Here is a 21,341-nt window from a genome sequence, read left to right as displayed (position 1 = left end):
TGCGCGGCGCGGTTCCTGAATACGGAGTGCCTATGTACCTCACGGAAGAAGTGCGTATCGCGCGGCCGGCAAGCCGCCGCGTGCGGACGGCGTCGCTGCCGTCGAGCCAGCAGCTCGCGCGTCAGCTCGTGACGACGGTTCGCGTGGCCGAAGTGCTGCTGCATCAGGCGATCGTCGTGCCCGACGGGCATCAGTGGTCGGTCGACACCGAGCGGGTCGACGCGGACGGCGGGCCGCTCGCGGCCTGGGAGACCTGCGTGACGTTGCGGATCGGCAAGGTGTTCGCGCCGGCGGTCAGCCCGGCCGCACGCGTCAACGATCCCGGCCAGGTCGCGGTCGAGATCCGCCTCTGTCTGCCTGAGCAGGCGTATCTGGCCGAACGGCGCGTGAGCATCTTCGGCCGCCGCCACGGCAACCGGTTCGGCGCGACGCTGTCGGTCGCATCGGGCGCGCAGTGGGGCTGGCAACGTGTGGAGCACGTCGCACCGGAACACCTGCACGTGCGCGGCGATACGCTCGAGGCACTGGTCGATGCGGTGGCCGCGAACGTCAATGCGGCGCTGGGTGCGGCGGGGTTCGGCGCGACGCGCTGATCACGCGTCGCCGGTTTGCCCGGTCTGCCGCTGCAGGTCTTCCATCAGCTGTTCCGCGAGAAAGTCGCACGGCGGCCGCTTCGATTTCGTGCTGCGCGCCAGGATCAGTTCGAGCGGCGGCAGGTCGGGCAGCCCGTGCGAGCGGCCGAGCATCGACAGTTGCGCGGGAATCGCGCAGCGCGCGAGCGGCGCGACCGCGAGGCCGGCCTCGACCATGCTGAGCAGCCCGAGCAGGCTCGGGCTTTCATACGACGTGCGGTACGGCACCTTCGCGCGTTCGAGGCTGCGGATCGCGTTCTCGCGCGCGACGCTGCCCGGCATGAACACCGCGATCGGCAGCGGCCGTTCCTCCCACACGCGCGGCCCGTTCGTCATCGCGGCCCACGCCATCGGCTCGTGGCGGATGAAGTCGCCGGACAGCCCCTTGATGCGCGTGCCGCACACGAGATCGACGGTGCCGTCCTTGATCAGCGGCGCGAGCGCGCTGCTCGGCAGCCCCATCACCTGGATCTCGACCTTCGGGTAGGTGCCGGAGAATTTCTTCAGGACCGACGGCAGCAGCGACGACGCATAGTCGTCCGGCACGCCGATCACGACCTTGCCGGTCACTTCCGGCCGCACCACGGCCGCCCATGCCTCGTCGCGCAGCGCCAGCATTCGTCTGGCGAATCCCAGCAGCACCTCGCCTTCGCGCGTCAGCACGATGCTGCGCGGCTTGCGCACGAACAGCGGCCGCCCGATCGCGTCCTCGAGGCTCTTGATCTGCATGCTCACGGCCGACTGCGAGCGGTTCACGGCCTCGGCGGCGCGGGTCATGTTGCCCGTCTCCGCGACGGCGACGACGGTGGCAAGCACGTCGTGATCGAGCATCTTCATCGGTATCAGGAAAACTGAATGTAACGATCAACATTATGCGTTTTTATTGTTGCTGTGTGTCTGCCATAGTGCGATCACGCTGGCGCTCCGCCCGGCACGCAGGCTTGAACAGGGAAAAGTGGTGTCTCGATGATCGACCATCCGTTGCGCGCCGCACTGGCCGCGGAATTGCATGCCCGGCCGTTCCTGCGGCTCGCCGAAGCCGTGTCGCTCACGCATTACGCGATCTATGCGGACGGCCAGCCCGACATCCACGAAACGCTGCTGCACGCGCTGTGCCGCGACACGGGCATCACCGCGCCGCACGAAGGCGCGACGCACTACGCGGTGCAGTCGCCATGCGGCTGGCACCTGAAGTGGGAACGCCACACCGAATTCTCGACCTTCACGTTCGTCGCGCCGCGCCGCGACACCGGCTATTTCGACGATCTGGCGATCGAAGGCATTCCGTCCGCGTGGTTCGCGCGGCTCGCCGGCATCCGCTTCGTCGCGGTGCGGATGGAACTGCTGTCGGGCGACGCCGCGCGGCTCGTCTGCGGCGACCTGCGCCGCTGGATCGACGGGCCCGCGCTCGTCGGCAGCAACGTGCTCGGCGGCGGCAAGGTGTTCTGCGACTGGCATGTGCGCGACGACGGCTTCATGCGCTTTCTCGTCGTCGACGAGGATTTCCGCGAGGAGCAGGGCGGCCGCCTGCTGCAGCGTCTCTATGAAATCGAAACGTACCGGATGATGGCGCTGCTCGCGCTGCCCGTCGCGCGGCGAATGAGCCGCGAGCTCGACGAGATCCACGCGGCCTTGCATGCGTTGATGCAGCGAATGGACGCGCGCGGCGCCGACGGCGACGACGCGGCGCTGCTCGTCAAGCTCACGCATCTCGCGGTGCGGGTCGAATCGCTGGCGGGATCGGGCGCGCGCTTCAGTGCGTCGCGGGCATACGAGAAGCTCGTGCTGGCGCGCATCCAGGAATTGCGCGAGGAGCGCATCGAAGGGATGCCGACGATCGCCGAGTTCATGGAGCGGCGTTTCGCGCCGGCGATGGAAACGTGCCGCAGCGTGTGGGCGCGCCACGAGCAGATCGCCGCGCGGATCGCGCGCGCGGTCGACCTGCTGCGCACGCGCGTCAATCTCGCTCAGGAAAAGGACGTGACGCGCCTGCTGGCGGGCATGGAGCGCACCGCGCGCAATCAGCTTCATCTGCAGCACGCGGTCGAAGGGCTGTCGGTGGCAGCCATTTCGTACTACGTGCTGTCGCTCGCGACGGCGGCGTTCAAGGCGCTGCACGTGATGAACCTGCCGGTCGATCCCGAACTGGCGGAAGGCCTGCTGATCGCACCGGTCGTGTTCGCGGTGATTCACATCACGCGGCGCACGCGTGCGCAGCTTGCACGATCGGAAGCCGCGCATGACGGCACGACCGTGCATGCGGCGACGTTGAAGCAGGCGGGTTAAAACATCGACAACATAATCAAGGAAAGGAGTGGAGATGACTTTTTCGCAGAAACAACCGGCGGCGTTCTTCAGTGGTTTCGATGCGTTCGACGAACCGGCAGCGGATGACGCGGGCGTGCCGGAAGAGGCGCGCGTGACGTCGTATCAGGCCGTGCTGCAGGAGCCGATGACGTCGCTCGTCGGGAATACGCTCGATCGGCCGGATGTCGCGGCGGTGGCGATTCTCGGGTACAACTGACGTGGGGCTGAGGGCCCTTTCGATGCTGGCTAGCTGACGCTGGCGTCAGCTAGCCGCACTCGGGTGACCGGACGTTACGCCGGTCAAGTGGAGCGATGAGGCAGCTTGCTCAGTCGCCTGAGAGATCGCTGATCGACGCGCCGTGAGGAATCTGGCCGGACGTGACCTGTTTGACGTATTCGTCCTGTGCGTCCTTGACGTTCTTCGAGATGTTGCCGAGAACTTTTTTCATGTAGTCCTTGGCGGCGTCGGTCTGGCGAGCGATCCAGCCCTTCTCCTCGATCTCGCGCAACTGCATGAATACACCGTCGCCAAGCGCAACGTTGTTGAGTCGCGTGATCGTGTTGTGCACAAAGTTGTCGAAGAACGCGATGACCTCCGGTGACAGTTTCGGCGGGTGCACCCATGCGGTGGCCAATGCTCGCACGTTCTTGTCCGAGATGTCGTCGACCGTCCGGCGTTCGCCGAAGGTGAACTGCGGAACCTTGGAATTCGGGTCCTGGCTCTTGTAGTACCAGTCCCGGCCTTCGTAGTTTGGCAAGCCGCCGCCGTGCGGGAAGACCGCGTTGTAGACGTCGGCGTCCACGGTGTTGATGAACAGACTGTTGCCCGTGCTTTCGTGCGCCGTGCGATCGTGGACGTAACGTGCCCATGACACGAACAGCTTTTGATGTTCGAGGAAATGAGATTCGAGTGGCCCATTCGATTTCGGCAGCATCGCGGTATAGGCGGCGAAGAGGTCGTTGACGGTCAGGTTCTTGCCGTTAACGTTGACGGTCTTCTGAAAATCGAATTCGCGTGCCACGCCGGGATTCGTCTGGCGAAGTTTGGAAAGCGGCTTTAGTGGTACGCCGGCCGCCCACGCTCGATCGAGCATATTACGCGCGGATACGCGCGCCAACTCAGCTGACTTTTGATCGTCCCCTTCTCGAAATCCTCCTCCTACATCTGACTGGCTGCCCGGATAAACGATCTCGAGCAAGTTCGCATGGTCGGGCGATTTCCTAGGAGAATCCAGGTTCTTGTAAAACCGTAGTTCTGTCGCTGCAACGTGGTGAACAATTGACTTGAATTCCTTCTGGAGGTCGTACTCCCCAAGCGTTTGTTTGGAGAGGCTGAGAAACATGCTTAGCCCTTTGATGGAGAAGCTAATGGCTTTTCCTTCGGCTGGCACGACGCCCAGGACGGGAGCGACCACTTTGGTGAAAATCGAATCGGCATAGGACGTCGCGACGCAATCGAATAGGCCCATGAAGTCGAACTCGACAGGTATTCCCTTGTACGTTACTTTGCCACCTTCCTGCTTGCATACTTTTCCGATCAACTCGTTTGCAAATTTTCGAGCAAGAATGCCACCGCGGTCATACCCAAAAACCGCAACGCGAATGCGTTTGATTTCGCGCGGATCGCTTTGGGCCCGTTCGACGTTGGCTTTGAAGTCGGCGATCGCTTGCGTGAAGCGGACATTGAAGCCTGTTCCCATATAGCCCGAAGCGTACTCGTTGTCACGTACCGGCTGAATGGAATCGGCAAGAATACCTACACCTACCGGGAGAAGATCCAAGCCGACCTTCTTGACGGTCAACGATTCCTTGAGGTTTTGCTTGATGGTTTCGGGCGCTTTATTAATGCCCTCAACGATGGCGGAATAACCGCGAGCCACAAGCGTTTTGCTGGCCGGGCCATCAAGGGTACGCTTGCCAATGTCTCCTGCGACCTTCTTTGCCGAATCGTCTACGAGCTTCCCTTTGGCCTCCTTGGCGAGTGCGGAAGCCGTATCGATTGCCGCCTTTCCGACCACGCCGACTGTTTGATTCGACAGATCGCGACCCATGCCTTCGTAGTACATCGCATAGATACCGAGGCTGTTGTCAGTTTCCTCGTGAGCCTTGAAAAGGCGAGCGACGTTTGAAAGATGGTCGTCATCTTGAAGACTTTGCGCGAAGCCATCGAAGAAAAAACTCTGATAGATCTCTTGATGGCACCGGAAGCACGGGGTCGGTGCTTCCGATGGAAGCGTTGCGCTGACGCTTGCTGCGCGTGCGGCACGGGACGCACCGGAACCTTTGTCCGACGAACTGGGTTGGGCGCCTTGGGCGGCTACTGTGTCATTCGGCATGCTTCCCTCGCGAATTTAGTCCGTGTTGGGGATGTGCGGGTCGGTCGGATAATCGACCCACTGTGCTTCGATTTTTCGATCGGGAAGGAAGTGGAATTCAATATATCCTTGGGATTTGTTCGGCAAGGCCGGTACCGGAATATCCGTTTCATAAACGTCGAACGGTAGGTTTTTCTTGTACTGGTCCTGGGTCAACTCGTATTTGATCCTGATATGCCAGGTCTTTTTGCCGCGGGGTACGTCCATGCAGCATACGGACTTGCCGCCGCCGCCACGTTTATGGGCGGTAGAGCCGCCGGCCCCAAATCCGTCGATCGTGAAACTGTAGATGCTCCTGTCGGTATAGTTGTATCCAATGACGTGGTACGGTCCGTAGCTCGCAGTCTGTGCATGCACCCACCACGCGCCACCGAGCAGCAGCGTGGCGATCACGATCGGGTTGCGAATGAGGCGGCGAAGAAAATTCAGCATGTCGGTGTTCCTGGCATTCAGTTCGTCGTGGACGATGCGTTGCTCGTTGTATTCAGGTTGTGCGGACCGGTCGGGTATTCGACCCATTGGGCTTCGATTTTGCGATCGGGCAGGAAATGGAACTCGATAAAGCCATCGCGCTTGTTCGGCAGCTTCGGGACAGTGATGTCCGTTTCGTAGATTTCCGGCGACAGGTTCTTGGCATCTTCTTCAGGCGTCAGGTCGTATGTGACCTTGACGTGCCAGGTCTTCTTGTAGCGCGGCACCTCCATGCAACAGACCGTACCGCCGCCACCACCGAATTGACGGGCGTGCACACTGCCGGCACCGAAACCGTCGACGGCGAAGTTGTACACACCCCGGTCGGTGTAGTTGAAACCCACGACGCGATAGGGGCCGTAGCTTGCAGCCTGCGCCTGCACCCACCACGCGCCACCGAGCAGCAGCGTGGCGGCGACGATCGGATTGCGAATGGGGCGGCGAAGTACATTCGGCATATCGGTGCTCCTGGCATTCAGTTCGTCTTCGACGAGGCGGTACTGGCTGTGTTCGGGATGCGCGGTCGGGTTGGGCGGATCACCCATTGAGCATCAATTCTGTGTTCAGGCAAAAAGTGAAACTCGATATAGCCGTCGTGCTTATTCGGCAATGGCGGGACCGGAATATCCGTCTCGTAGACGTCATTCGGTAAATCCTTTCTGTACTGCTCCTGAGTTAGCTCGTAGAGAATCTTGATATGCCATGTCTTTTTGGCTTGGGGCACGCTTATGCAGCATACCGTTCCCCCGCCGCCGCCGGATTGATGTGCTTGGGAGCCGCCGGCTCCAAAGTCGTCAATGACGAACAGCGCAATACTTCGATCGGTATAGTTGTAGCTCGTGACGCGATAGGGGCCGTAGCTCCCGATCTGAGCCGACACACTCCACGCACCACCCATCATCAACACTCCGATCGCGATCGGCTTGCCAACCACCCGACGCATTCCACTCAACATCCCCATCTCCCGCCACTCAACCGGCTTCGGGCTGCGTATCGACCACCGCCACCATCGCCTGCTGCCGCTCGGCGGCATAACCCGCCAGCGGATGCCCATCCAGCAGTTCCGTCCACACCGCTTCATCGACCGCCGCGAGCGTGTCCGACAACGGCGGCGGATCGTCTCCGCGCGCCGCAATCTTCTCGGCGATCGCAGGATGCAGGTCGAACGCCGGATGCACGTTCATCCCGACCAGCACGAAATACGCGAGATCGTTCTCGTTCGCGAGCCCGTACCGTTCCCGCGCCCGCGCGACCAGATCCTTCACATAGCGGATGCCCCAGCGGTCCGGTACAGCCGACATGGGCGGCAGGCATTCGTCGCGCAACTGGAAATAGAGCGTTTCCGCGAACCCTTCGCGTGCGAGCGCGTCGTACTGCGCGTCCGTGAACACGATCGGCGTCGCGGCGGGTGCGGGCAGCGGCCCATGTTCCTCGCCCGCCACGGCCTCCCACGGATCGAACCGGTAACGCAGCTCGACGAATGCGGCCAGCAGTTCGCGCCGTTGCGCAGGCGCCAGGACCGGCACGAGGATTTCGAGGATCGACGGATCGTAATAACGCAGCAGCGCCTGGCGCGTGTCGGGCAACGTCGCCTCGGCAAGCGGGTGCAGATAAGCGGCGAGCTCGGGCAACGCATGGCCGGTCGCGAGCCAGACGACGAGATCCGACTCGCCGCCGGCATTCAGCAGGTCGAGCATCGTCGCGCGCGATGCGTCGTCGTCTGCGCTCAGGTCGAGCAGGAACGGGCCGATTTCAGGCCGCGACGCCTCGAGCATCGCGGCGGGATACAGCGACTGCCACGCGATGCCGCGCGCGCGGGCCGCACCGAGCATCGTGTCGTCCAGCGCGCCGTCGACGAGCGCCAGCAGGCGCAGCGGGCGCGTGTGAGCGGCTTGCTGCGTGCGATGCCAGTCGCGCAGACCGTCGTGCCGCTGCGCGGCGGTCGTGCGCGGCCATTGCGCCGGCAGCGGCAACGCGCGCGTCAGATCGTGAAACGGTTTCATGGAGGCGGCGGAATTCATGTGCGGGGCGTCAATGCGGACTTCATTTTCGCGGCGCTGCGCCGGCATTCCGAACACACGCCTTCGGGCAGGCGCGGCAGCGGGTAGTCGGTGCTGGCCGGACCCGAGAAGCTGTGGTTGCCGCCCTTGAAATCCACCTTGCCGGGCGCGTGAATCTCGATGTTGCCGTTGCCGATGCGGATATACGCGCCGCCGGACGTCAACAGGATCGGCTGCTTCGACGCGAGGTCGATCTGCGCCGTGGCGGCGACGATCTTCACGGTCTTCTGCGCGGTGAGTTCGACATCGTCGTCGTGCGCGCGGATCTCGATCTTGCCCTTGCCGGCGAACAGCTTCATCCCGGCGTTCTGCGCGAACAGGCTGACCGACGAGATCACGCTCGCGACCAGCGATTTCCCCGCCGCGATGTGGGTGTTCTGGCCGCTGACGACGTTGACATGCCGGTCGGCAACGATCTGCAGCGATTGCTGGCTGGCCATCCCGATGCCGGCCGGGCTGCCGAACAGCATCACGGGCTGCGTGAACGCGTTCGCGTTGCCCGTGCCGCCGCCTGCCGTGCGTCCGCCCGATGCGGTACCGGGCACGCTCTGCTGGGTCGCGTCGGTGAACGTCTTCAGCGCATCGCGACCGGGTTTCAGCGTGTCTGCCTGGTGCGTCTCGCTCACGTCGGACAGCGATTCGAGCAGGCTTTCGGCACCGACGAGCTGTTGTTGCGCCTCGCGCACGTCGAGCGGCTGGCTCGACACGGTCTTCGGATGCGTCGTGACGTACAGGCCCTGGTTCGCGCGCACGGCACCGTATGCATCGGTCCTCAGGTCGAAGCCGCTGCCGACGTACGCACCGCGCGTGTTGCCGGACTGCTCGATCAGATAACCGACATGCAGCAGGCTGTTCGCGGTGCTGCTAAAGAGCTGCGAGCGGTTCTGCCCGGTCGCGTCGTCCATCACGAGCTGGTTGTAGCCGCTGCCCGCGTATTCCTTCGAGCGGAAGCCGGACAGCAGCCCGTCGGTGTGCCACTGCGGTTGGGTCGCGCCGTTGTAGAGCCGCGCGGTGACGATCGGCCGGTCGCAGTCGCCGGACATCCAGTCGACGACCACTTCCTCGCCGATGCGCGGCACGTGCACGCTGCCGTACCCGCCGCCCGTGTCCGACGACGCGACGCGCAGCCAGCACGACGCGCGCTCGTCGCCTTCGTTCAGGCGATCCCAGTGGAACCGGACCTTGATCCGGTTCAGTTCGTCGGTATGCACTTCCTCGCCCTTCGGACCCGCGACGGTCGCGGTCTGCAGGTGCATCTCGGGCTTCGGATGCTCGAACGGGCTGCGGAACGGCACCGTCTGGCGCTGTGCTTCGATCTCGACGAGATAGAAACCCTCGCTGCCGTCGGCGTGGCGCACGGTCATCGCGCCGGCCGCGTCGCCGAGCTGGGCCTTCATCGCGTCGAACTGCGCGGCCAGGCCGTGCGGAAAATGCGACGGCGCAGCAGGAATGTTGTTCTTGATCCACCAGACCGTCTCGACGACGGCGAACCGGTTGCCGTCCTGTTCGGACGGCGGATGGGCTGCATGGTCGGTCAGCTCGAACACCCGGCCCGCGTCGATGCCGCGCATGCCGCCGAATCCGTGGAACCGCTTCGCGCGCGATTCCCATTCTTCCATCCGGATGGTCGACTGGCGATTGCCGTCGCCCTGGGCACCGTACGTATAGGGGCCCGTGTACGTATAGACCTCGGCCTGGTTCGGCAGGTCGCCCTGGTTCGGCCGGGTCGGGACATCGGTGCCCTTCGGGTTGAGCGCGGTACCGGGCGACTTGTAGTCGAACGTGCGCGTCGTGTAATGACTGCTCTGCAGGGTGCGCGTGCCCGACCATTGGACGAGCGCCTGGGTCTCGTCGCCCGAGGCCGTGCGCTGGAACGGCACGCGGGCCGGCGCGGCGGCGGGCAGCGAATGGAGCGAATCGGTGATCACCAGCGTATGGTGCGAGCCGTCCTCGGCCTGCTCGAAATAGCCGAACAGGCCTTCGTCCTCGAGCAGGCGATGGACGAAATGCCAGTCATGCTCGAACTGCATGCAGAACGAGCGGTTTCGCAGCGGTGCCGAGAGCGCGAACCGGAACATGCCGGCGGCTTGCGGATGCTGGTTGAAGACGTCGGTCAGGATTTCGTCGGCAGTGCGATCCTGCCAGATGCGCTGGTCGCGGCGGTACCGGAGGAAGCCGAGCCACGACATGAAACGGATCTGGTACGCGGTGATGCCGCCGTTGAAGCCGAGCCGGCGCGCGGTCTGCACGTAGCCGTGCCACGGCAGATAGGTGTCGCCTTGCTGTTCGACCCACAACGTGACGGGCTGCGCGATCAGCTTCTTCAGCTCGATATTGTCGCGGGTCGAGACGGCGTCGACAGTCAACGTGAAATCGCGGCCCAGCCGCGATACGCCGTGAACGGTCTGGGGCAGCAGGACATTCTGGCCCAGCGGCGTATCGAGCTTGAGCAGGCGTGCTTGCTGAAACAGGCCGCCGCCGATCGCGCGAACCAGTTCTTGGGAATTCATCGTCGTGGCCCTCTTGAATCGAGAACGATGAGCAGGGAGGCGAGTCGACCGCCGGTTTTATCGTACAAATTCTCTCGATCGGCGATTTTACAGGATAAATCGCGGGACTCCGGCGTCGCGGCGCCGGCGGGTAGCGCGGCCCCGGCGCGTCATGCGCGACCGGCCCGGCGGCCATGCTACCGCGTGCGTGTGGCCGGTCCCGCCCCCTGCGCGAGCGCCAGCTCGACGAACGCACGCGCGGCCGCGCTCCGGTACGCGCCCTTGCGCTGCAGCAGTACGGCGGTGCGCCGCAGCACGGCCGGGTCGAGCGCGACGGCAACGAGATCGTCGTGCCCGGTCGCGATCGTCGCGGGCAGCAGCGTCGCGAGATTCGTGCGGCGCACGATCTCGATCACCGCACCCAGCGAATTCGCCTCCATCAGCACGCGCGGCTGCACGTCGTGCTCGCGGAAATAACGGTCGATCTGCGTGCGTGTCGCGAATTCGGCGGTCAGCAGCACGAGCGGTGCGTCGTGCAGCGCGCGCAGGCCGGCCTTGCGTTTCCCGGCGAGCGCGTGCCGACGGTTCACGACGAGCGCGAGCGTCTCGACCAGCAGCGTTTCCACCTCGATATCCGCCGTCTGCACATCCTCGAACGCGATGCCGACATCGAGCTCGTCGTCGACGAGCAGCGCCTCGATGCGCTCCTGCGACATCTCGCGCACCGACAGCGAAACGTCCGGATAACGACCGTGAAACGCCTCGACGAGCGGCCCGACGAGATAGCTCGTGAAGGTCGGCGTGACCGCGAGCCGCAGCGAGCCGCGGCTGAGATCCTGCACGTCGTGAATCGCGCGCCGGCCTTCCGCGAGATCGTGCAGCGCCTGCCGCGCATAGCGGAAATACACCTCGCCTGAATCCGTCAGCCGCGTGACGCGCCCGGTGCGGTCGAACAGCTGCGCGCCTAGCGTCTCCTCGAGCTGACGGATCTGCTGCGACAGCGCGGGCTGCGACACGTGCAGCGCGGCGGCTGCGCGCGTGAAGCTGCGGTGTTCGGCAACGGCCAGGAAGTAATGGATATGGCGCAGCAGCATGATGGTTCCTATAAGTCGAGCTTATCGGCCTGATCATAAATCAGTCTTTTACCTTATTGGAAGCGCGGCGTAACCTGCCCTTCATCGATTTCACCCGAACCGGAGAACAAGCGATGAAGGACATCATTGAAGGCTTCCTGAAGTTCCAGCGCGATGCCTACCCGACGCGGGCCGCGCTGTTCCGCGATCTCGCGCGCAGCCAGAACCCGCGTGCGCTGTTCATCTCGTGCTCGGACAGCCGGCTCGTGCCGGAACTCGTCACGCAGCGCGAACCGGGCGACCTGTTCGTGATCCGCAACGCCGGCAACATCGTGCCGTCGTACGGCCCCGAGCCGGGCGGCGTGTCGGCGTCGGTCGAATACGCGGTGGCCGCGCTGCGCGTGACCGACGTCGTGATCTGCGGGCATTCCGATTGCGGCGCGATGACGGCGATCGCGACCTGCCAGTGCATGGACCACATGCCGGCCGTCGGCCACTGGCTGCGCTACGCCGATTCGGCACGCGTCGTGAACGAGGCGCGAGCGCATCGCAGCGAACGCGAACGGATCGATTCGATGGTGCGCGAGAACGTCGTCGCGCAACTCGCGAACCTGAAGACGCACCCCGCCGTGCGGCTCGCGCTCGAAGAAGGGCGTCTCGCGCTGCACGGCTGGGTCTACGACATCGAATCGGGCTGCATCGACGCCTATGACGGCGCAAGCGGCCGGTTTGTCTCCCTGGCGGACCATCCAGGTGTCCGCGCCACGCCCGCGGCGCTTTCCGTCGCGGCCTGAACCCTTTCCACCTACCCACCCACGAGGTATTGCCATGATCCAGTCCCAACACAGCCAGACCGCCCGCCACGCGCTTGCGGAGGCCGTCGTTCTCGAGAAGGCGCGCAAGAACCTGTCGTTCGCGCAGCTCACCGAAGGCACGGGCCTGAGCGAGGCGTTCGTCACGGCCGCGCTGCTCGGCCAGCATGCGCTGCCGGAGAACGCGGCGCGCGTCGTGGCCGACAAGCTCGGCCTTGACGATGACGCGGTGCTGCTGCTGCAGTCGATCCCGCTGCGCGGCAGCATCGACGATCGCGTGCCGACCGACCCGACCATTTACCGCTTCTACGAAATGCTGCAGGTGTACGGCACGACGTTGAAGGCGCTGGTTCACGAGAAGTTCGGCGACGGCATCATCAGCGCGATCAATTTCCGGCTCGACGTGAAGAAGGTCGACGATCCCGAAGGCGGTTCGCGCGCGGTGATCACGCTCGACGGCAAGTACCTGCCGACCAAGCCGTTCTGATGCCGGCACTGCGCGGCACCGCGACGACGGTGCCGCGCGGGTTCCCTCGACGTGCGTCGGCCACGGGCCGGCGCGCGTTTCCGCCATTCCGTTTCAACGAGGACACCGCCATGGATTTTGTGAAACGCACGATCGATCTTGCGATGAAGAACGTGGAAGAGGGCGGCCGCCCGTTCGCGACGGTGATCGTCCGCGATGGCGAGATCGTCGCGGAGAGCCCGAACCTCGTCGCGCAGACCAGCGACCCGACGGCACATGCCGAGATCCTCGCGGTGCGCGACGCGTGCCGCAAGCTCGGCACCGAGCACCTGACCGACTGCGAGATCTACATCCTCGCGAGCCCGTGCCCGATGTGCCTCGGCTCGCTGTACTACTGCAGCCCGAAGCGCGTGATCTACATCACGACGCGCGAGGATTACGCGCCGTTCTATCGCGACGACCGCAAGTACTTCGAGCTCGACACGTTCTACGCCGAGTTCGCGAAGCCGATCGACGAACGGAGGCTGCCGATGGTGCAGCAGAAACACGGCGACGCGATCGGCGTCTACCGTCGCTGGAAGGAACTGAACGCGAAGTGACGTGACCCGCGCGACGCACCGGTCGCGCGGCGCAGCCGCCCCGGCTGCTCGTTTTCCCCACCCTCCGCTCTGCCCGACGGCTGCCGTGCCGCCGGGCGCCCGTGCTGCCGCGCGGGTTTGTGTCGTGCCCCCTGTTTCCCGCCTCCCCAAACATCGATCCCGTTCAATGTCCGGAACGGAAATCCGCGATCCATAAAGTTTTTGACGGGTTTAAAAATTCGCACTGGAGACGACAGAAACGTGCGGAAAGCCCGATGAAAACCAATGAAATGTTCATGACAGCCAGCGCGACGACCGATGCCGGTCGCGGCTGATTGCCGCCGATCGCCGTGCGTTGCCCCACACCTGCCTCGTTGCGCCATTCGTTCCGGATGAGGAATCGCTCGATCCCTCTCCGCCTGTGCCGCGCGACCTTGCGACCGGTCGCGCCTGACGCCTGAGATTCGCTTACCTGCTTAAAACGGACCATCATGAAACGGGATTCATTCAGTACACCTGATGCGGTGCGTCGCACGACGACGGAAATGCTCAAGCCGAACGACGCCTTCGTGCGCATCGAAAACGTCGTGAAGAAATTCGGCGACAGCACGGCCGTCGACAACGTGAACCTGACGATCGCGAAAAACGAACTGTTCGCGCTGCTCGGCAGCTCGGGTTGCGGCAAGTCCACGCTGCTGCGCATGCTCGCCGGGCTGGAAACGGCCACCTCCGGCAAGATCTTCGTCGACGGCGAGGACCTCGCGGCGCTGCCGCCGTACCGCCGCCCCGTGAACATGATGTTCCAGTCGTACGCGCTGTTCCCGCACATGTCGGTCGAATCGAACGTCGCGTTCGGCCTGAAGCAGGAAGGCACGCCGAAGAACGAAATCAAGGAACGCGTGGCCGACGCGCTCGCGCTCGTGCAGATGAGCAAGTACGCGCAACGCAAGCCGCATCAGCTTTCCGGCGGCCAGCAGCAGCGCGTCGCGCTGGCCCGCTCGCTGGTCAAGCGCCCGAAGCTGCTGCTGCTCGACGAGCCGATGTCCGCGCTCGACAAGAAGATCCGCCAGAAGACCCAGCTCGAACTCGTGAACATCATCGACAAGGTCGACGTGACCTGCGTGATGGTCACGCACGACCAGGAAGAGGCGATGACGATGGCGAGCCGCCTCGCGGTGATGAGCGAAGGCAAGATCGTGCAGATCGGCGCGCCGGGCGAAGTGTACGAGTTTCCGAACAGCCGCTTCTCGGCTGAATTCATCGGCTCGACCAACCTGTTCGAGGGCCGCGTCGTCGAGGACGAGCCCGATCACATCTTCGTCGAGAGCGACGACCTCGAAGCACGCATGTACGTGAGCCACGGCATTACGGGCCCGCTCGGGATGCCGGTCGGCATCTCGGTGCGCCCCGAACGCGTGCACGTGTCGCGCGAGAAGCCGGGCTCGAAGCACAACTGGGCGCGCGGCGTCGTAACCGACATCGCGTACATGGGCAGCTACTCGCTGTATCACGTGCGCCTGCCGAGCGGGAAGACGGTCGTGTCGAACCTGTCGAGCTCGCACCTGATGAGCGACACGGCCCCGGCGTGGAACGACGACGTGTTCGTGTCGTGGTCGCCGGCCAGCGGCGTCGTGCTGACGCAATGAGGACGACACGATGAGAACCTCTGCTTCCACTCCGTCCACGCCGGTGTCGCCCGGCGCCGCGAGCACCGGCGCCGGCCGGGCCCGCCCGGGCCGCTTCGCCGCGCTGTCGCGCTTGCTGCCGTCGGGCCGCAGCGTCGCGATCGGCGTGCCGTTCCTGTGGCTCGCGGTCTTCTTCGCGCTGCCGTTCGTGCTGGTGCTGAAGATCAGCTTCGCCGACCAGGTGATGGGCATCCCGCCGTACACGTCGCTCGTCGAGTTCAAGGACGGCGTCGTGCACTTCGCGCTGCAGCTGTCGCACTACGCGTTCCTGCTGCAGGACGACCTGTACATCGCGACCTACCTCAGCTCGCTGAAGATGGCCGCCGTGTCGACCGTGCTGTGCCTGCTGATCGGTTACCCGATGGCGTACTACATCGCCCGCTCGGAACCGAACCGCCGCAACGTGCTGATGATGGCCGTGATGCTGCCGTTCTGGACCTCGTTCCTGATCCGCGTGTACGCCTGGATCGGCATCCTGAAGGACGACGGCCTGCTGAACCACACGCTGATCGCGCTCGGCATCATCCACACGCCGCTGCGCCTGTATCACAGCGATGCGGGCGTCTACATCGGGATGGTCTATTCGTACCTGCCGTTCATGGTGATGCCGCTGTACGCGCACCTGGTGAAGATGGACCTCACGCTGCTCGAAGCCGCGTACGACCTGGGCGCGAAGCCGTGGGTCGCGTTCACGCGGATCACGCTGCCGCTGTCGAAGAACGGGATCATCGCCGGCAGCCTGCTGGTGTTCATCCCGGCGGTGGGCGAGTACGTGATTCCGGAACTGCTCGGCGGTGCCGACACGCTGATGATCGGGCGCGTGATGTGGGATGAATTCTTCAACAACATGGACTGGCCGATGGCGTCCGCGGTGACGGTCGCGATGGTGATGCTGCTGCTGGTGCCGATGGCGCTGTTCCAGTACTACCAGGTCAAGGAACTGGAGGAAGCGAAATGATCAAGCCGAGCAAACCGCTGTCGACGGGCGTCCTCGCCTTCGGCTTCCTGTTCCTGTACATCCCGATCATCAGCCTGGTCGTGTACTCGTTCAACGAGTCGAAGCTGGTGACGGTGTGGTCGGGCTTCTCGCTGAAGTGGTACGCGGCGCTGCTGGAGGACGACGAGCTGCTGACCGCCGCGTGGCTGTCGCTGAAGATCGGCCTGCTGACGGCCACCGCGTCGGTCGTGATCGGCACGTGGGCGGGTTTCGTGCTCGCGCGCTTCGGCCGCTTCAAGGGCTTCACGCTGTACACGGGGATGATCAACGCGCCGCTGGTGATTCCGGAAGTGATCCAGGGCATCTCGCTGCTGCTGCTGTTCGTTGCGCTGGAGCAGATGTTCGGTTGGCCGAAGGGCCGCGGGATGCTGACGATCTGGATCGGTCACGTGATGCTGTGCGTGTCGTACGTGGCGATCATCGTGCAGTCGCGCGTGAAGGAGATGAACAAGTCGCTGGAGGAGGCGGCGCTGGATCTGGGCGCGACGCCGCTGAAGGTGTTCTTCGTGGTGACGCTGCCGCTGATCTCGCAGGCGCTGCTGTCGGGTTGGCTGCTGTCGTTCACGCTGTCGATCGACGACCTGGTGCTGTCGGCGTTCCTGTCGGGGCCGGGGTCGACGACGCTGCCGCTGGTGGTGTTCTCGCGCGTGCGGCTCGGGCTGAACCCGGAGATGAACGCACTGGCGACGCTGTTCATCACGGCCGTGACGATCGGCGTGATCGTCGTGAACCGGATGATGATCGCGCGCGAACGGCGCCGGGTGGCCGACATGAAGGCGGCGTTCGCGGTGGCGTGAGCGGCCGTGGCGTGAAGCGGGCGGGCTTGCGTCACGGCCGTGCTTTGCTGGCATCATGTCGGACGATTCCACGACACGGGCCTGCACCATGTTCCGCTTCACGCTTCAACGCAGGATGCCGCTGACGGCCGGCGTTGCCGTCGCCATCGCTTTGATGTGCCACGGATTGGCGGCTGGTGCCGCATCGGACACGCCGACGGCGCAGACGCGAACGCTGCCGGCCGCCGGCACCACCTGGTGCTACAGCGTCGGCGAGGGCCGCATGTCGGCGATGACGCTCAAGGGCGTGCACGACGGCATCGCGAGCTATGACATCGGCCCGGCCGGCGCCGCGTCGCTGAAGCTCGACGAGCAGGTCGACACCTACACGCCGCTGAATCCGGGACGCAACGGCGAGCGCCGGCTGATGGTGTTTCCGCTGAAGCAGGGCAAGCAGTGGGAGGACCGGTTCGACGAAACCGTGACGACGAGTCTCGGCGGCGGGCACGCATGGCATTACCGCTACAAGGCCGTCGCGTCGAGCGAGGTGATCGGCACCGAGAAGCGGCAGGTCGGCGCGGGCACGTTCGATACGTTCGTGATTGCGCGCACCACGTCGTGGACCAAGAGCGCCCCCGGCACGTCCGATGCGGCGCTCGGCGACATGCATTGCGACGACCGCGAATGCTCGGTGTCGGGCTATAGCAAGGAAGTGTTCTGGTACGCGCCGTCGATCGGCAGGGCCGTGCTGCGCGCGTATTCGCAGAGCGGTTTCCCGCAATCGATGTTCGACGATACGAGCGCCGAGTTGCTGAAGAACGCGAGCTCGCTCGTGACCGAGCTGGCCGGATACGGCGACGATGCGACCTGCAAGGCCACGCAGCCGACGCGGTTTGCGGCGGTGCCGTCGGCGCCGTGGTTCGGGTTCGCGCTGTGGCCGAACAACGCGTGGGAATTCCACATGGCGCGCGATATCGCGCGGGAGTAGCGCGGTCGCGTCGCGGCGGGCGACGCGCTATAGTCGTGCGATGCCCGCAGCGGGTGCTGCACGCCCGGCGGCCTGATCACGCACGCGTTCGCCCGATGACAGCCCATCCCGACGTTACCCTTCGACTGACCGACACCGAGCAGCCGGCCGCACGAGACTTCATCAGCCGCAAGCTCGGCGAATTCAACCATGCGATGACGGGGCGCGCCGACGCGGCCGCGCTCGACGTCTACGTGACCGACCCCGCGACCGGCGAGATCGTCGGCGGCCTCACCGGCCGGACTTCGCTCGGCCTCTTTTTCATCGATCTGTTCTACCTGCCCGAATCGCTGCGCGGCGGCGGCTTCGGCAGCCGGTTGCTGCGCGAGGCGGAAACGGAAGCGAAACGGCGCGGCTGCGCGCGGGCGGTGCTGTACACGATCTCGTTCCAGGCGCCGGACTTCTACCGGAAGCAAGGTTACGAGACGTTCGGCGAAGTGCCGTGCGAGCCGGAAGGGACCGCGCGCGTGTTCATGGTGAAGGTGCTTTGAACCGGTTCTGCCGGCTTGCTTCGCACGGTCAGATTTTCGTGGCGATCGCCTTTGGCGTGTAGCTGCCGTGAGCGGCCGGATCCACGAACCGGCCTCCGAAATATCCCCCACCGTTCTCGTCGGGCATGAACGTCTGGTTGGCCGGATCCAGCATGCGGCGCCAGAATGCGTTCCGGCGTGCGATGTTGTCGATCGTTCGCATCTTTCCGAGGATCGTGCCGGTAATCGTTGCATCCCTTTCGCTGAGACTGCCGGCGAGAACGAGCGAGAAGCCCGGCGGAAGGGGAAGCGTTCGATGGATCTCCGACCAGCACAGCGTGCCGATGCCTCGGCAGCACAATTCCGGCGGCAGCATGAAGTCGCCGACGTGCATCTTGAACGACGATTCGTCCAGCGGAAGCCATCCTTCATCGAACGGGAATTTCTTGACCCGAGTCGTCGATCCGAATCGCGATTCCAGGTATTCGAGTTCGACGGACACGCGGCCCGTGCAGTAGCGATCGGGTGACCCGTCCAGTTTTTCGATTGCCTGCACGATCGCCATGGACGCGATCGGCGCGCCTTGCAGATCGGTGATCCGGTACATATGCCGCGTGGTGTTCATGGTGCTGATCCTTGTGCAAGCACGATGACGCGGCTCGAACGTGGGCATCCGGGCGTGGGCGGCGTCACTGAATGCCCGCCCCGCGCCGGCGCGGGAACTGCCCCCGCGCGAACGGCACGGGGCGCATGTCACCTGCGTCAGCAATGCTCCAGTGCGTACGACAGGTCGGCGATCAGGTCGTCCGAATGTTCGAGCCCGACCGACACGCGAATCAACCCTTCCGACACGCCCGCCGCGGCGCGCGCATCGGCCGGCACGCCCGAATGCGTCGTCGACGCCGGATGGCAGATCAGCGACTCCGTGCCACCGAGACTGACCGCGGACTTGAAGAGCGTCAGGTGGTTGATGAACCTGAACGCCTGCTCGCGGCCGCCGTCGAGGATGAATGCGAATGTCGAGCCGGGCCCGCTGCACTGGCGCTGGTAGACGGTCTGGTAGGCCGGATCTTCGATGAGCTCGGGGTGCAGCACGCGCACCGGTCGATGCGGATTGCCGGCGAGCCAGCGGGCGACGTCTCTGCCGCTGCGCGCGGCCTGCTGCATGCGCAGCACGAGCGTTTCCATCGAGCGCGTGATCATCCACGACGAATGCGGGTCGAGCTGCGAGCCGAGCGTGCTGCGAATCGAGCGGATCTTCGTGATCAGGTTGCGGGAGCCCGTAACACCACCAGCAACGAGGTCGCTATGCCCGCCGATGTATTTCGTCAGCGAGTACACGCTCAGGTCGATGCCTTGTCGCGATGGCTTCTGATACAGCGGCCCGAGCAGCGTGTTGTCACAGACCGACAGCGGGCGATAGCCGTGGCGCGCCTCGAACGCATCGATCTCGCTGCGCAGGCCGTCGAGGTCGAACAGCGCGTTGGTCGGATTGGCGGGCGTCTCGATGTAGCACATCCGCACGTTGCCCTTTTGCGCGGCCGCTTCGAGCGCGGCGCGGATCGAGAGGGTGGACAGCCCGTCGGCGATCACTTCGGAGCGAATGCCCCACTCGGGCAGGAACTTCGAGATCAGCGTTTCGGTGCCGCCATACAGCGGCACGGACTGAACGACGCAGTCGCCCGGCCGCAGGAAGGTCAGCAGGATCGCCGCGATCGCGGACATGCCGCTCGACGTCACGACGGCGGCTTCGGAATCGTCGAGCAGCGCGAGGCGATCCTCGACGATCTCCAGGTTCGGGTGATTGAAACGGCTGTAGACGAGGCCCGCGCCTTCGCCTTCGGGCAAAGGCTTGCGACCGGCCACGACGTCGAAGAATTCGGCGCCGTCCTCGGCTGTGCGGAACGCGAACGTCGACGTGAGGAACACGGGCGGCTTCACCGATCCTTCCGACAGGAACGGATCGTAGCCGTACGACATCATCTGGGTTTCGGGATGGAGTTCCCGGTCTGCAATCTTGCGCTTGTGGTAGTTGCGATAGGCCATGCAGTGCTCCGTGCTGGGGTAGTGAGGAACAGCCGTTGCAGCGGTGGCACGACGCGTGCGGCGCCGGGTAGGCACCGGTCGTCGCGACCGCGTGTGGCGATACTAACCGAAGGCACGGCTTCCGTGACACGCCCCTGACACTATCGACAGGGTGTCGCCTGTTCGAAGATCATGTCGTACAGCGCACGGGCGGCGGGCGACAGTTGCGCGCTCTTGCGTGTGACGAGCACGAGCGTGCGCGACACCGTCGGCTCGACGAGCTCGATCGTGCGGATCATCGGATACGCGTTCTTCTGGATCGCGAGCCTGGGCACGACGGCCGCGCCGAGCCCCTCCGCGACGAGCCCGAGCGCCGTCGAGCTGCGCTGCACTTCGTAGAACGAATGCAGCGACACGCCGCTCGTTTTCAGTGCGCCGTCGAGCAGCCCGCGATTGCCGCTCATTTCGCCGGCGAAGATCAGCGGGTGCGGCTGCAGTGCCGCCCAGCGAATGCGCCGCCGCTTCGCGAGCGGATGATCGTCGCGGCACACCAGCACGTACGGGTCGGTCGTCAGCGGTACGTTGACCAGTTCGGGATGCTGGTCGCCGGCGATGCCGATGCCGAACTCGGCCTCGCGATGCAGCACGGCCTGCAGTACCGACGCCGACGCGTGGTCGAGGATCTTCACGCGATCGTGCGGCCGGTGCGCGGAGAATGCGCGCAGGATGCGGGGCAGGTATTGCACGCCGACCGTCGGCACGCACGCGATCGTGACGTCGCCGCGCTGGCTCAGGCCTGTCTCGCGAATTTCGGTGAGCGCGTCGGACAGCTCGTTCAGCAGCCGGCGCGCTTGCGGCAGGAAGCGCCGGCCGATTTCGGTGAGTGTGGTGCGGCGCGTGGTGCGCTCGACGAGCGCGACGCCGAGAAAGGTTTCGAGCTTGCGCAGCCGCTGCGTGATGGCCGTCTGCGTGACGTGCAGCGTATCGGCCGCCTGCCGGAAGCTGCCGCCGTCGGCGATCGCGACGAAAGCCTGGACACCGAGCGTATCGATCTTCATCATATTTTTGAATCAATCACGATATTAAATTCATTTTACT

Annotated in this window: 23 protein-coding genes; 11 read left to right on the top strand and 12 right to left on the bottom strand. The window is 64.6% G+C overall.

The annotated features are described in order from the left end of the window. Window positions 1-32 precede the first annotated feature (32 nt). The gene (locus ACN22W_RS28500; protein ID WP_193101566.1) at window positions 33-593 is read left to right on the top strand and encodes a hypothetical protein; all 561 of its coding nucleotides are present in this window, start codon (window positions 33-35) and stop codon (window positions 591-593) included. Here the strand turns inward: ACN22W_RS28500 and ACN22W_RS28495 are convergent, their stop codons facing one another. Beyond that, on the bottom strand, window positions 594-1,469 hold the full coding sequence (locus tag ACN22W_RS28495) for a LysR family transcriptional regulator (RefSeq protein ID WP_048249776.1): 876 nt from the start codon (window positions 1,467-1,469) through the stop codon (window positions 594-596). 129 nt (window positions 1,470-1,598) lie between these two features. Between ACN22W_RS28495 and ACN22W_RS28490 the strand changes: the two genes are divergently transcribed. Next, complete coding sequence (locus tag ACN22W_RS28490) at window positions 1,599-2,918, top strand: DUF3422 family protein (protein ID WP_419688026.1); 1,320 nt, start codon at window positions 1,599-1,601, stop codon at window positions 2,916-2,918. 34 nt (window positions 2,919-2,952) lie between these two features. After that, the gene (locus ACN22W_RS28485) at window positions 2,953-3,156 is read left to right on the top strand and encodes a hypothetical protein (RefSeq protein ID WP_343490921.1); all 204 of its coding nucleotides are present in this window, start codon (window positions 2,953-2,955) and stop codon (window positions 3,154-3,156) included. 109 nt (window positions 3,157-3,265) lie between these two features. Here ACN22W_RS28485 and ACN22W_RS28480 read toward each other — a convergent pair whose 3' ends face one another. The 7 genes from ACN22W_RS28480 to cynR all read right to left on the bottom strand — a co-directional run bounded on the left by ACN22W_RS28480 (window position 3,266) and on the right by cynR (window position 11,428). Then, a complete protein-coding gene (locus tag ACN22W_RS28480) occupies window positions 3,266-5,275 on the bottom strand; it encodes a hypothetical protein (RefSeq protein WP_419688025.1) in 2,010 nt (669 codons plus the stop codon). A 15-nt stretch (window positions 5,276-5,290) separates the two neighbouring features. After that, entirely contained in the window at window positions 5,291-5,746 is a 456-nt protein-coding gene (locus ACN22W_RS28475; protein WP_419688024.1) for a DUF3304 domain-containing protein, read from the bottom strand. Between the two features lie 17 nt (window positions 5,747-5,763). Further along, window positions 5,764-6,243, bottom strand: a complete 480-nt coding sequence (locus ACN22W_RS28470) for a DUF3304 domain-containing protein (RefSeq protein ID WP_419689846.1) — start codon at window positions 6,241-6,243, stop codon at window positions 5,764-5,766. Window positions 6,244-6,260: 17 nt separating this feature from the next. Then, window positions 6,261-6,740: a DUF3304 domain-containing protein gene (locus ACN22W_RS28465; RefSeq protein WP_419688023.1), complete on the bottom strand. Its 480-nt coding sequence runs from the start codon at window positions 6,738-6,740 to the stop codon at window positions 6,261-6,263. A gap of 16 nt (window positions 6,741-6,756) precedes the next feature. Beyond that, the gene (locus ACN22W_RS28460) at window positions 6,757-7,788 is read right to left on the bottom strand and encodes a DUF4123 domain-containing protein (RefSeq protein WP_419688022.1); all 1,032 of its coding nucleotides are present in this window, start codon (window positions 7,786-7,788) and stop codon (window positions 6,757-6,759) included. Window positions 7,789-7,802: 14 nt separating this feature from the next. Continuing rightward, the gene (locus ACN22W_RS28455) at window positions 7,803-10,355 is read right to left on the bottom strand and encodes a type VI secretion system Vgr family protein (RefSeq protein ID WP_419688021.1); all 2,553 of its coding nucleotides are present in this window, start codon (window positions 10,353-10,355) and stop codon (window positions 7,803-7,805) included. 176 nt (window positions 10,356-10,531) lie between these two features. After that, window positions 10,532-11,428: a transcriptional regulator CynR gene (gene cynR, locus ACN22W_RS28450; RefSeq protein ID WP_419688020.1), complete on the bottom strand. Its 897-nt coding sequence runs from the start codon at window positions 11,426-11,428 to the stop codon at window positions 10,532-10,534. Between the two features lie 113 nt (window positions 11,429-11,541). Here cynR and ACN22W_RS28445 point away from each other — a divergent pair, with 113 nt between their 5' ends. From ACN22W_RS28445 to ACN22W_RS28435, 3 genes are all read left to right on the top strand, one after another. Then, a complete protein-coding gene (locus tag ACN22W_RS28445) occupies window positions 11,542-12,201 on the top strand; it encodes a carbonic anhydrase (protein WP_419688019.1) in 660 nt (219 codons plus the stop codon). Window positions 12,202-12,235: 34 nt separating this feature from the next. Next, window positions 12,236-12,706 (top strand): cyanase, encoded by a 471-nt coding sequence (gene cynS, locus ACN22W_RS28440; protein WP_419688018.1) that lies wholly within the window; start codon window positions 12,236-12,238, stop codon window positions 12,704-12,706. A gap of 110 nt (window positions 12,707-12,816) precedes the next feature. Continuing rightward, a complete protein-coding gene (locus ACN22W_RS28435; protein ID WP_419688017.1) occupies window positions 12,817-13,284 on the top strand; it encodes a nucleoside deaminase in 468 nt (155 codons plus the stop codon). A gap of 163 nt (window positions 13,285-13,447) precedes the next feature. Here ACN22W_RS28435 and ACN22W_RS28430 read toward each other — a convergent pair whose 3' ends face one another. Further along, window positions 13,448-13,816 (bottom strand): hypothetical protein, encoded by a 369-nt coding sequence (locus ACN22W_RS28430; RefSeq protein ID WP_419688016.1) that lies wholly within the window; start codon window positions 13,814-13,816, stop codon window positions 13,448-13,450. Between ACN22W_RS28430 and ACN22W_RS28425 the strand changes: the two genes are divergently transcribed. From ACN22W_RS28425 to ACN22W_RS28405, 5 genes are all read left to right on the top strand, one after another. Continuing rightward, window positions 13,809-14,909: an ABC transporter ATP-binding protein gene (locus ACN22W_RS28425; RefSeq protein WP_226800414.1), complete on the top strand. Its 1,101-nt coding sequence runs from the start codon at window positions 13,809-13,811 to the stop codon at window positions 14,907-14,909. The genes ACN22W_RS28430 and ACN22W_RS28425 overlap by 8 nt on opposite strands. Before the next feature lie 10 nt (window positions 14,910-14,919). Beyond that, the gene (locus tag ACN22W_RS28420; protein WP_129516398.1) at window positions 14,920-15,906 is read left to right on the top strand and encodes an ABC transporter permease subunit; all 987 of its coding nucleotides are present in this window, start codon (window positions 14,920-14,922) and stop codon (window positions 15,904-15,906) included. Further along, the gene (locus ACN22W_RS28415) at window positions 15,903-16,742 is read left to right on the top strand and encodes an ABC transporter permease subunit (RefSeq protein ID WP_048252093.1); all 840 of its coding nucleotides are present in this window, start codon (window positions 15,903-15,905) and stop codon (window positions 16,740-16,742) included. Before ACN22W_RS28420 ends, ACN22W_RS28415 begins: the two co-directional genes overlap by 4 nt. A gap of 88 nt (window positions 16,743-16,830) precedes the next feature. After that, complete coding sequence (locus ACN22W_RS28410; RefSeq protein ID WP_419688015.1) at window positions 16,831-17,709, top strand: hypothetical protein; 879 nt, start codon at window positions 16,831-16,833, stop codon at window positions 17,707-17,709. 95 nt (window positions 17,710-17,804) lie between these two features. Next, a complete protein-coding gene (locus ACN22W_RS28405; RefSeq protein ID WP_419688014.1) occupies window positions 17,805-18,239 on the top strand; it encodes a GNAT family N-acetyltransferase in 435 nt (144 codons plus the stop codon). 28 nt (window positions 18,240-18,267) lie between these two features. Here ACN22W_RS28405 and ACN22W_RS28400 read toward each other — a convergent pair whose 3' ends face one another. From ACN22W_RS28400 to ACN22W_RS28390, 3 genes are all read right to left on the bottom strand, one after another. Then, window positions 18,268-18,843, bottom strand: coding sequence for a hypothetical protein (locus tag ACN22W_RS28400; RefSeq protein WP_419688013.1), 576 nt, complete (start codon window positions 18,841-18,843; stop codon window positions 18,268-18,270). 137 nt (window positions 18,844-18,980) lie between these two features. Continuing rightward, window positions 18,981-20,264, bottom strand: a complete 1,284-nt coding sequence (locus ACN22W_RS28395; RefSeq protein ID WP_419688012.1) for a cystathionine gamma-synthase family protein — start codon at window positions 20,262-20,264, stop codon at window positions 18,981-18,983. 140 nt (window positions 20,265-20,404) lie between these two features. Further along, window positions 20,405-21,301: a LysR substrate-binding domain-containing protein gene (locus ACN22W_RS28390; RefSeq protein WP_419689845.1), complete on the bottom strand. Its 897-nt coding sequence runs from the start codon at window positions 21,299-21,301 to the stop codon at window positions 20,405-20,407. Window positions 21,302-21,341: the final 40 nt, after the last annotated feature.

The sequence above is a fragment of the Burkholderia theae genome, from assembly GCF_048565265.1.
Lineage (GTDB): Bacteria > Pseudomonadota > Gammaproteobacteria > Burkholderiales > Burkholderiaceae > Burkholderia > Burkholderia theae.
The sequence above is the reverse complement of the archived record's forward strand: the minus strand, read 5'-3'. Positions and strand labels throughout refer to the sequence as shown.

What these genes read in the sequence shown, in the direction of transcription:
- ACN22W_RS28500 (WP_193101566.1), top strand. Translation starts at nt 33, where the DNA reads ATGTACCTCACGGAAGAAGTGCGTATCGCGCGGCCGGCAAGCCGCCGC.
- ACN22W_RS28495 (WP_048249776.1), bottom strand. Translation starts at nt 1,469, where the DNA reads ATGAAGATGCTCGATCACGACGTGCTTGCCACCGTCGTCGCCGTCGCG.
- ACN22W_RS28490 (WP_419688026.1), top strand. Translation starts at nt 1,599, where the DNA reads ATGATCGACCATCCGTTGCGCGCCGCACTGGCCGCGGAATTGCATGCC.
- ACN22W_RS28485 (WP_343490921.1), top strand. Translation starts at nt 2,953, where the DNA reads ATGACTTTTTCGCAGAAACAACCGGCGGCGTTCTTCAGTGGTTTCGAT.
- ACN22W_RS28480 (WP_419688025.1), bottom strand. Translation starts at nt 5,275, where the DNA reads ATGCCGAATGACACAGTAGCCGCCCAAGGCGCCCAACCCAGTTCGTCG.
- ACN22W_RS28475 (WP_419688024.1), bottom strand. Translation starts at nt 5,746, where the DNA reads ATGCTGAATTTTCTTCGCCGCCTCATTCGCAACCCGATCGTGATCGCC.
- ACN22W_RS28470 (WP_419689846.1), bottom strand. Translation starts at nt 6,243, where the DNA reads ATGCCGAATGTACTTCGCCGCCCCATTCGCAATCCGATCGTCGCCGCC.
- ACN22W_RS28465 (WP_419688023.1), bottom strand. Translation starts at nt 6,740, where the DNA reads ATGTTGAGTGGAATGCGTCGGGTGGTTGGCAAGCCGATCGCGATCGGA.
- ACN22W_RS28460 (WP_419688022.1), bottom strand. Translation starts at nt 7,788, where the DNA reads ATGAAACCGTTTCACGATCTGACGCGCGCGTTGCCGCTGCCGGCGCAA.
- ACN22W_RS28455 (WP_419688021.1), bottom strand. Translation starts at nt 10,355, where the DNA reads ATGAATTCCCAAGAACTGGTTCGCGCGATCGGCGGCGGCCTGTTTCAG.
- cynR (WP_419688020.1), bottom strand. Translation starts at nt 11,428, where the DNA reads ATGCTGCTGCGCCATATCCATTACTTCCTGGCCGTTGCCGAACACCGC.
- ACN22W_RS28445 (WP_419688019.1), top strand. Translation starts at nt 11,542, where the DNA reads ATGAAGGACATCATTGAAGGCTTCCTGAAGTTCCAGCGCGATGCCTAC.
- cynS (WP_419688018.1), top strand. Translation starts at nt 12,236, where the DNA reads ATGATCCAGTCCCAACACAGCCAGACCGCCCGCCACGCGCTTGCGGAG.
- ACN22W_RS28435 (WP_419688017.1), top strand. Translation starts at nt 12,817, where the DNA reads ATGGATTTTGTGAAACGCACGATCGATCTTGCGATGAAGAACGTGGAA.
- ACN22W_RS28425 (WP_226800414.1), top strand. Translation starts at nt 13,809, where the DNA reads ATGCTCAAGCCGAACGACGCCTTCGTGCGCATCGAAAACGTCGTGAAG.
- ACN22W_RS28420 (WP_129516398.1), top strand. Translation starts at nt 14,920, where the DNA reads ATGAGAACCTCTGCTTCCACTCCGTCCACGCCGGTGTCGCCCGGCGCC.
- ACN22W_RS28415 (WP_048252093.1), top strand. Translation starts at nt 15,903, where the DNA reads ATGATCAAGCCGAGCAAACCGCTGTCGACGGGCGTCCTCGCCTTCGGC.
- ACN22W_RS28410 (WP_419688015.1), top strand. Translation starts at nt 16,831, where the DNA reads ATGTTCCGCTTCACGCTTCAACGCAGGATGCCGCTGACGGCCGGCGTT.
- ACN22W_RS28405 (WP_419688014.1), top strand. Translation starts at nt 17,805, where the DNA reads ATGACAGCCCATCCCGACGTTACCCTTCGACTGACCGACACCGAGCAG.
- ACN22W_RS28400 (WP_419688013.1), bottom strand. Translation starts at nt 18,843, where the DNA reads ATGAACACCACGCGGCATATGTACCGGATCACCGATCTGCAAGGCGCG.
- ACN22W_RS28395 (WP_419688012.1), bottom strand. Translation starts at nt 20,264, where the DNA reads ATGGCCTATCGCAACTACCACAAGCGCAAGATTGCAGACCGGGAACTC.
- ACN22W_RS28390 (WP_419689845.1), bottom strand. Translation starts at nt 21,301, where the DNA reads ATGAAGATCGATACGCTCGGTGTCCAGGCTTTCGTCGCGATCGCCGAC.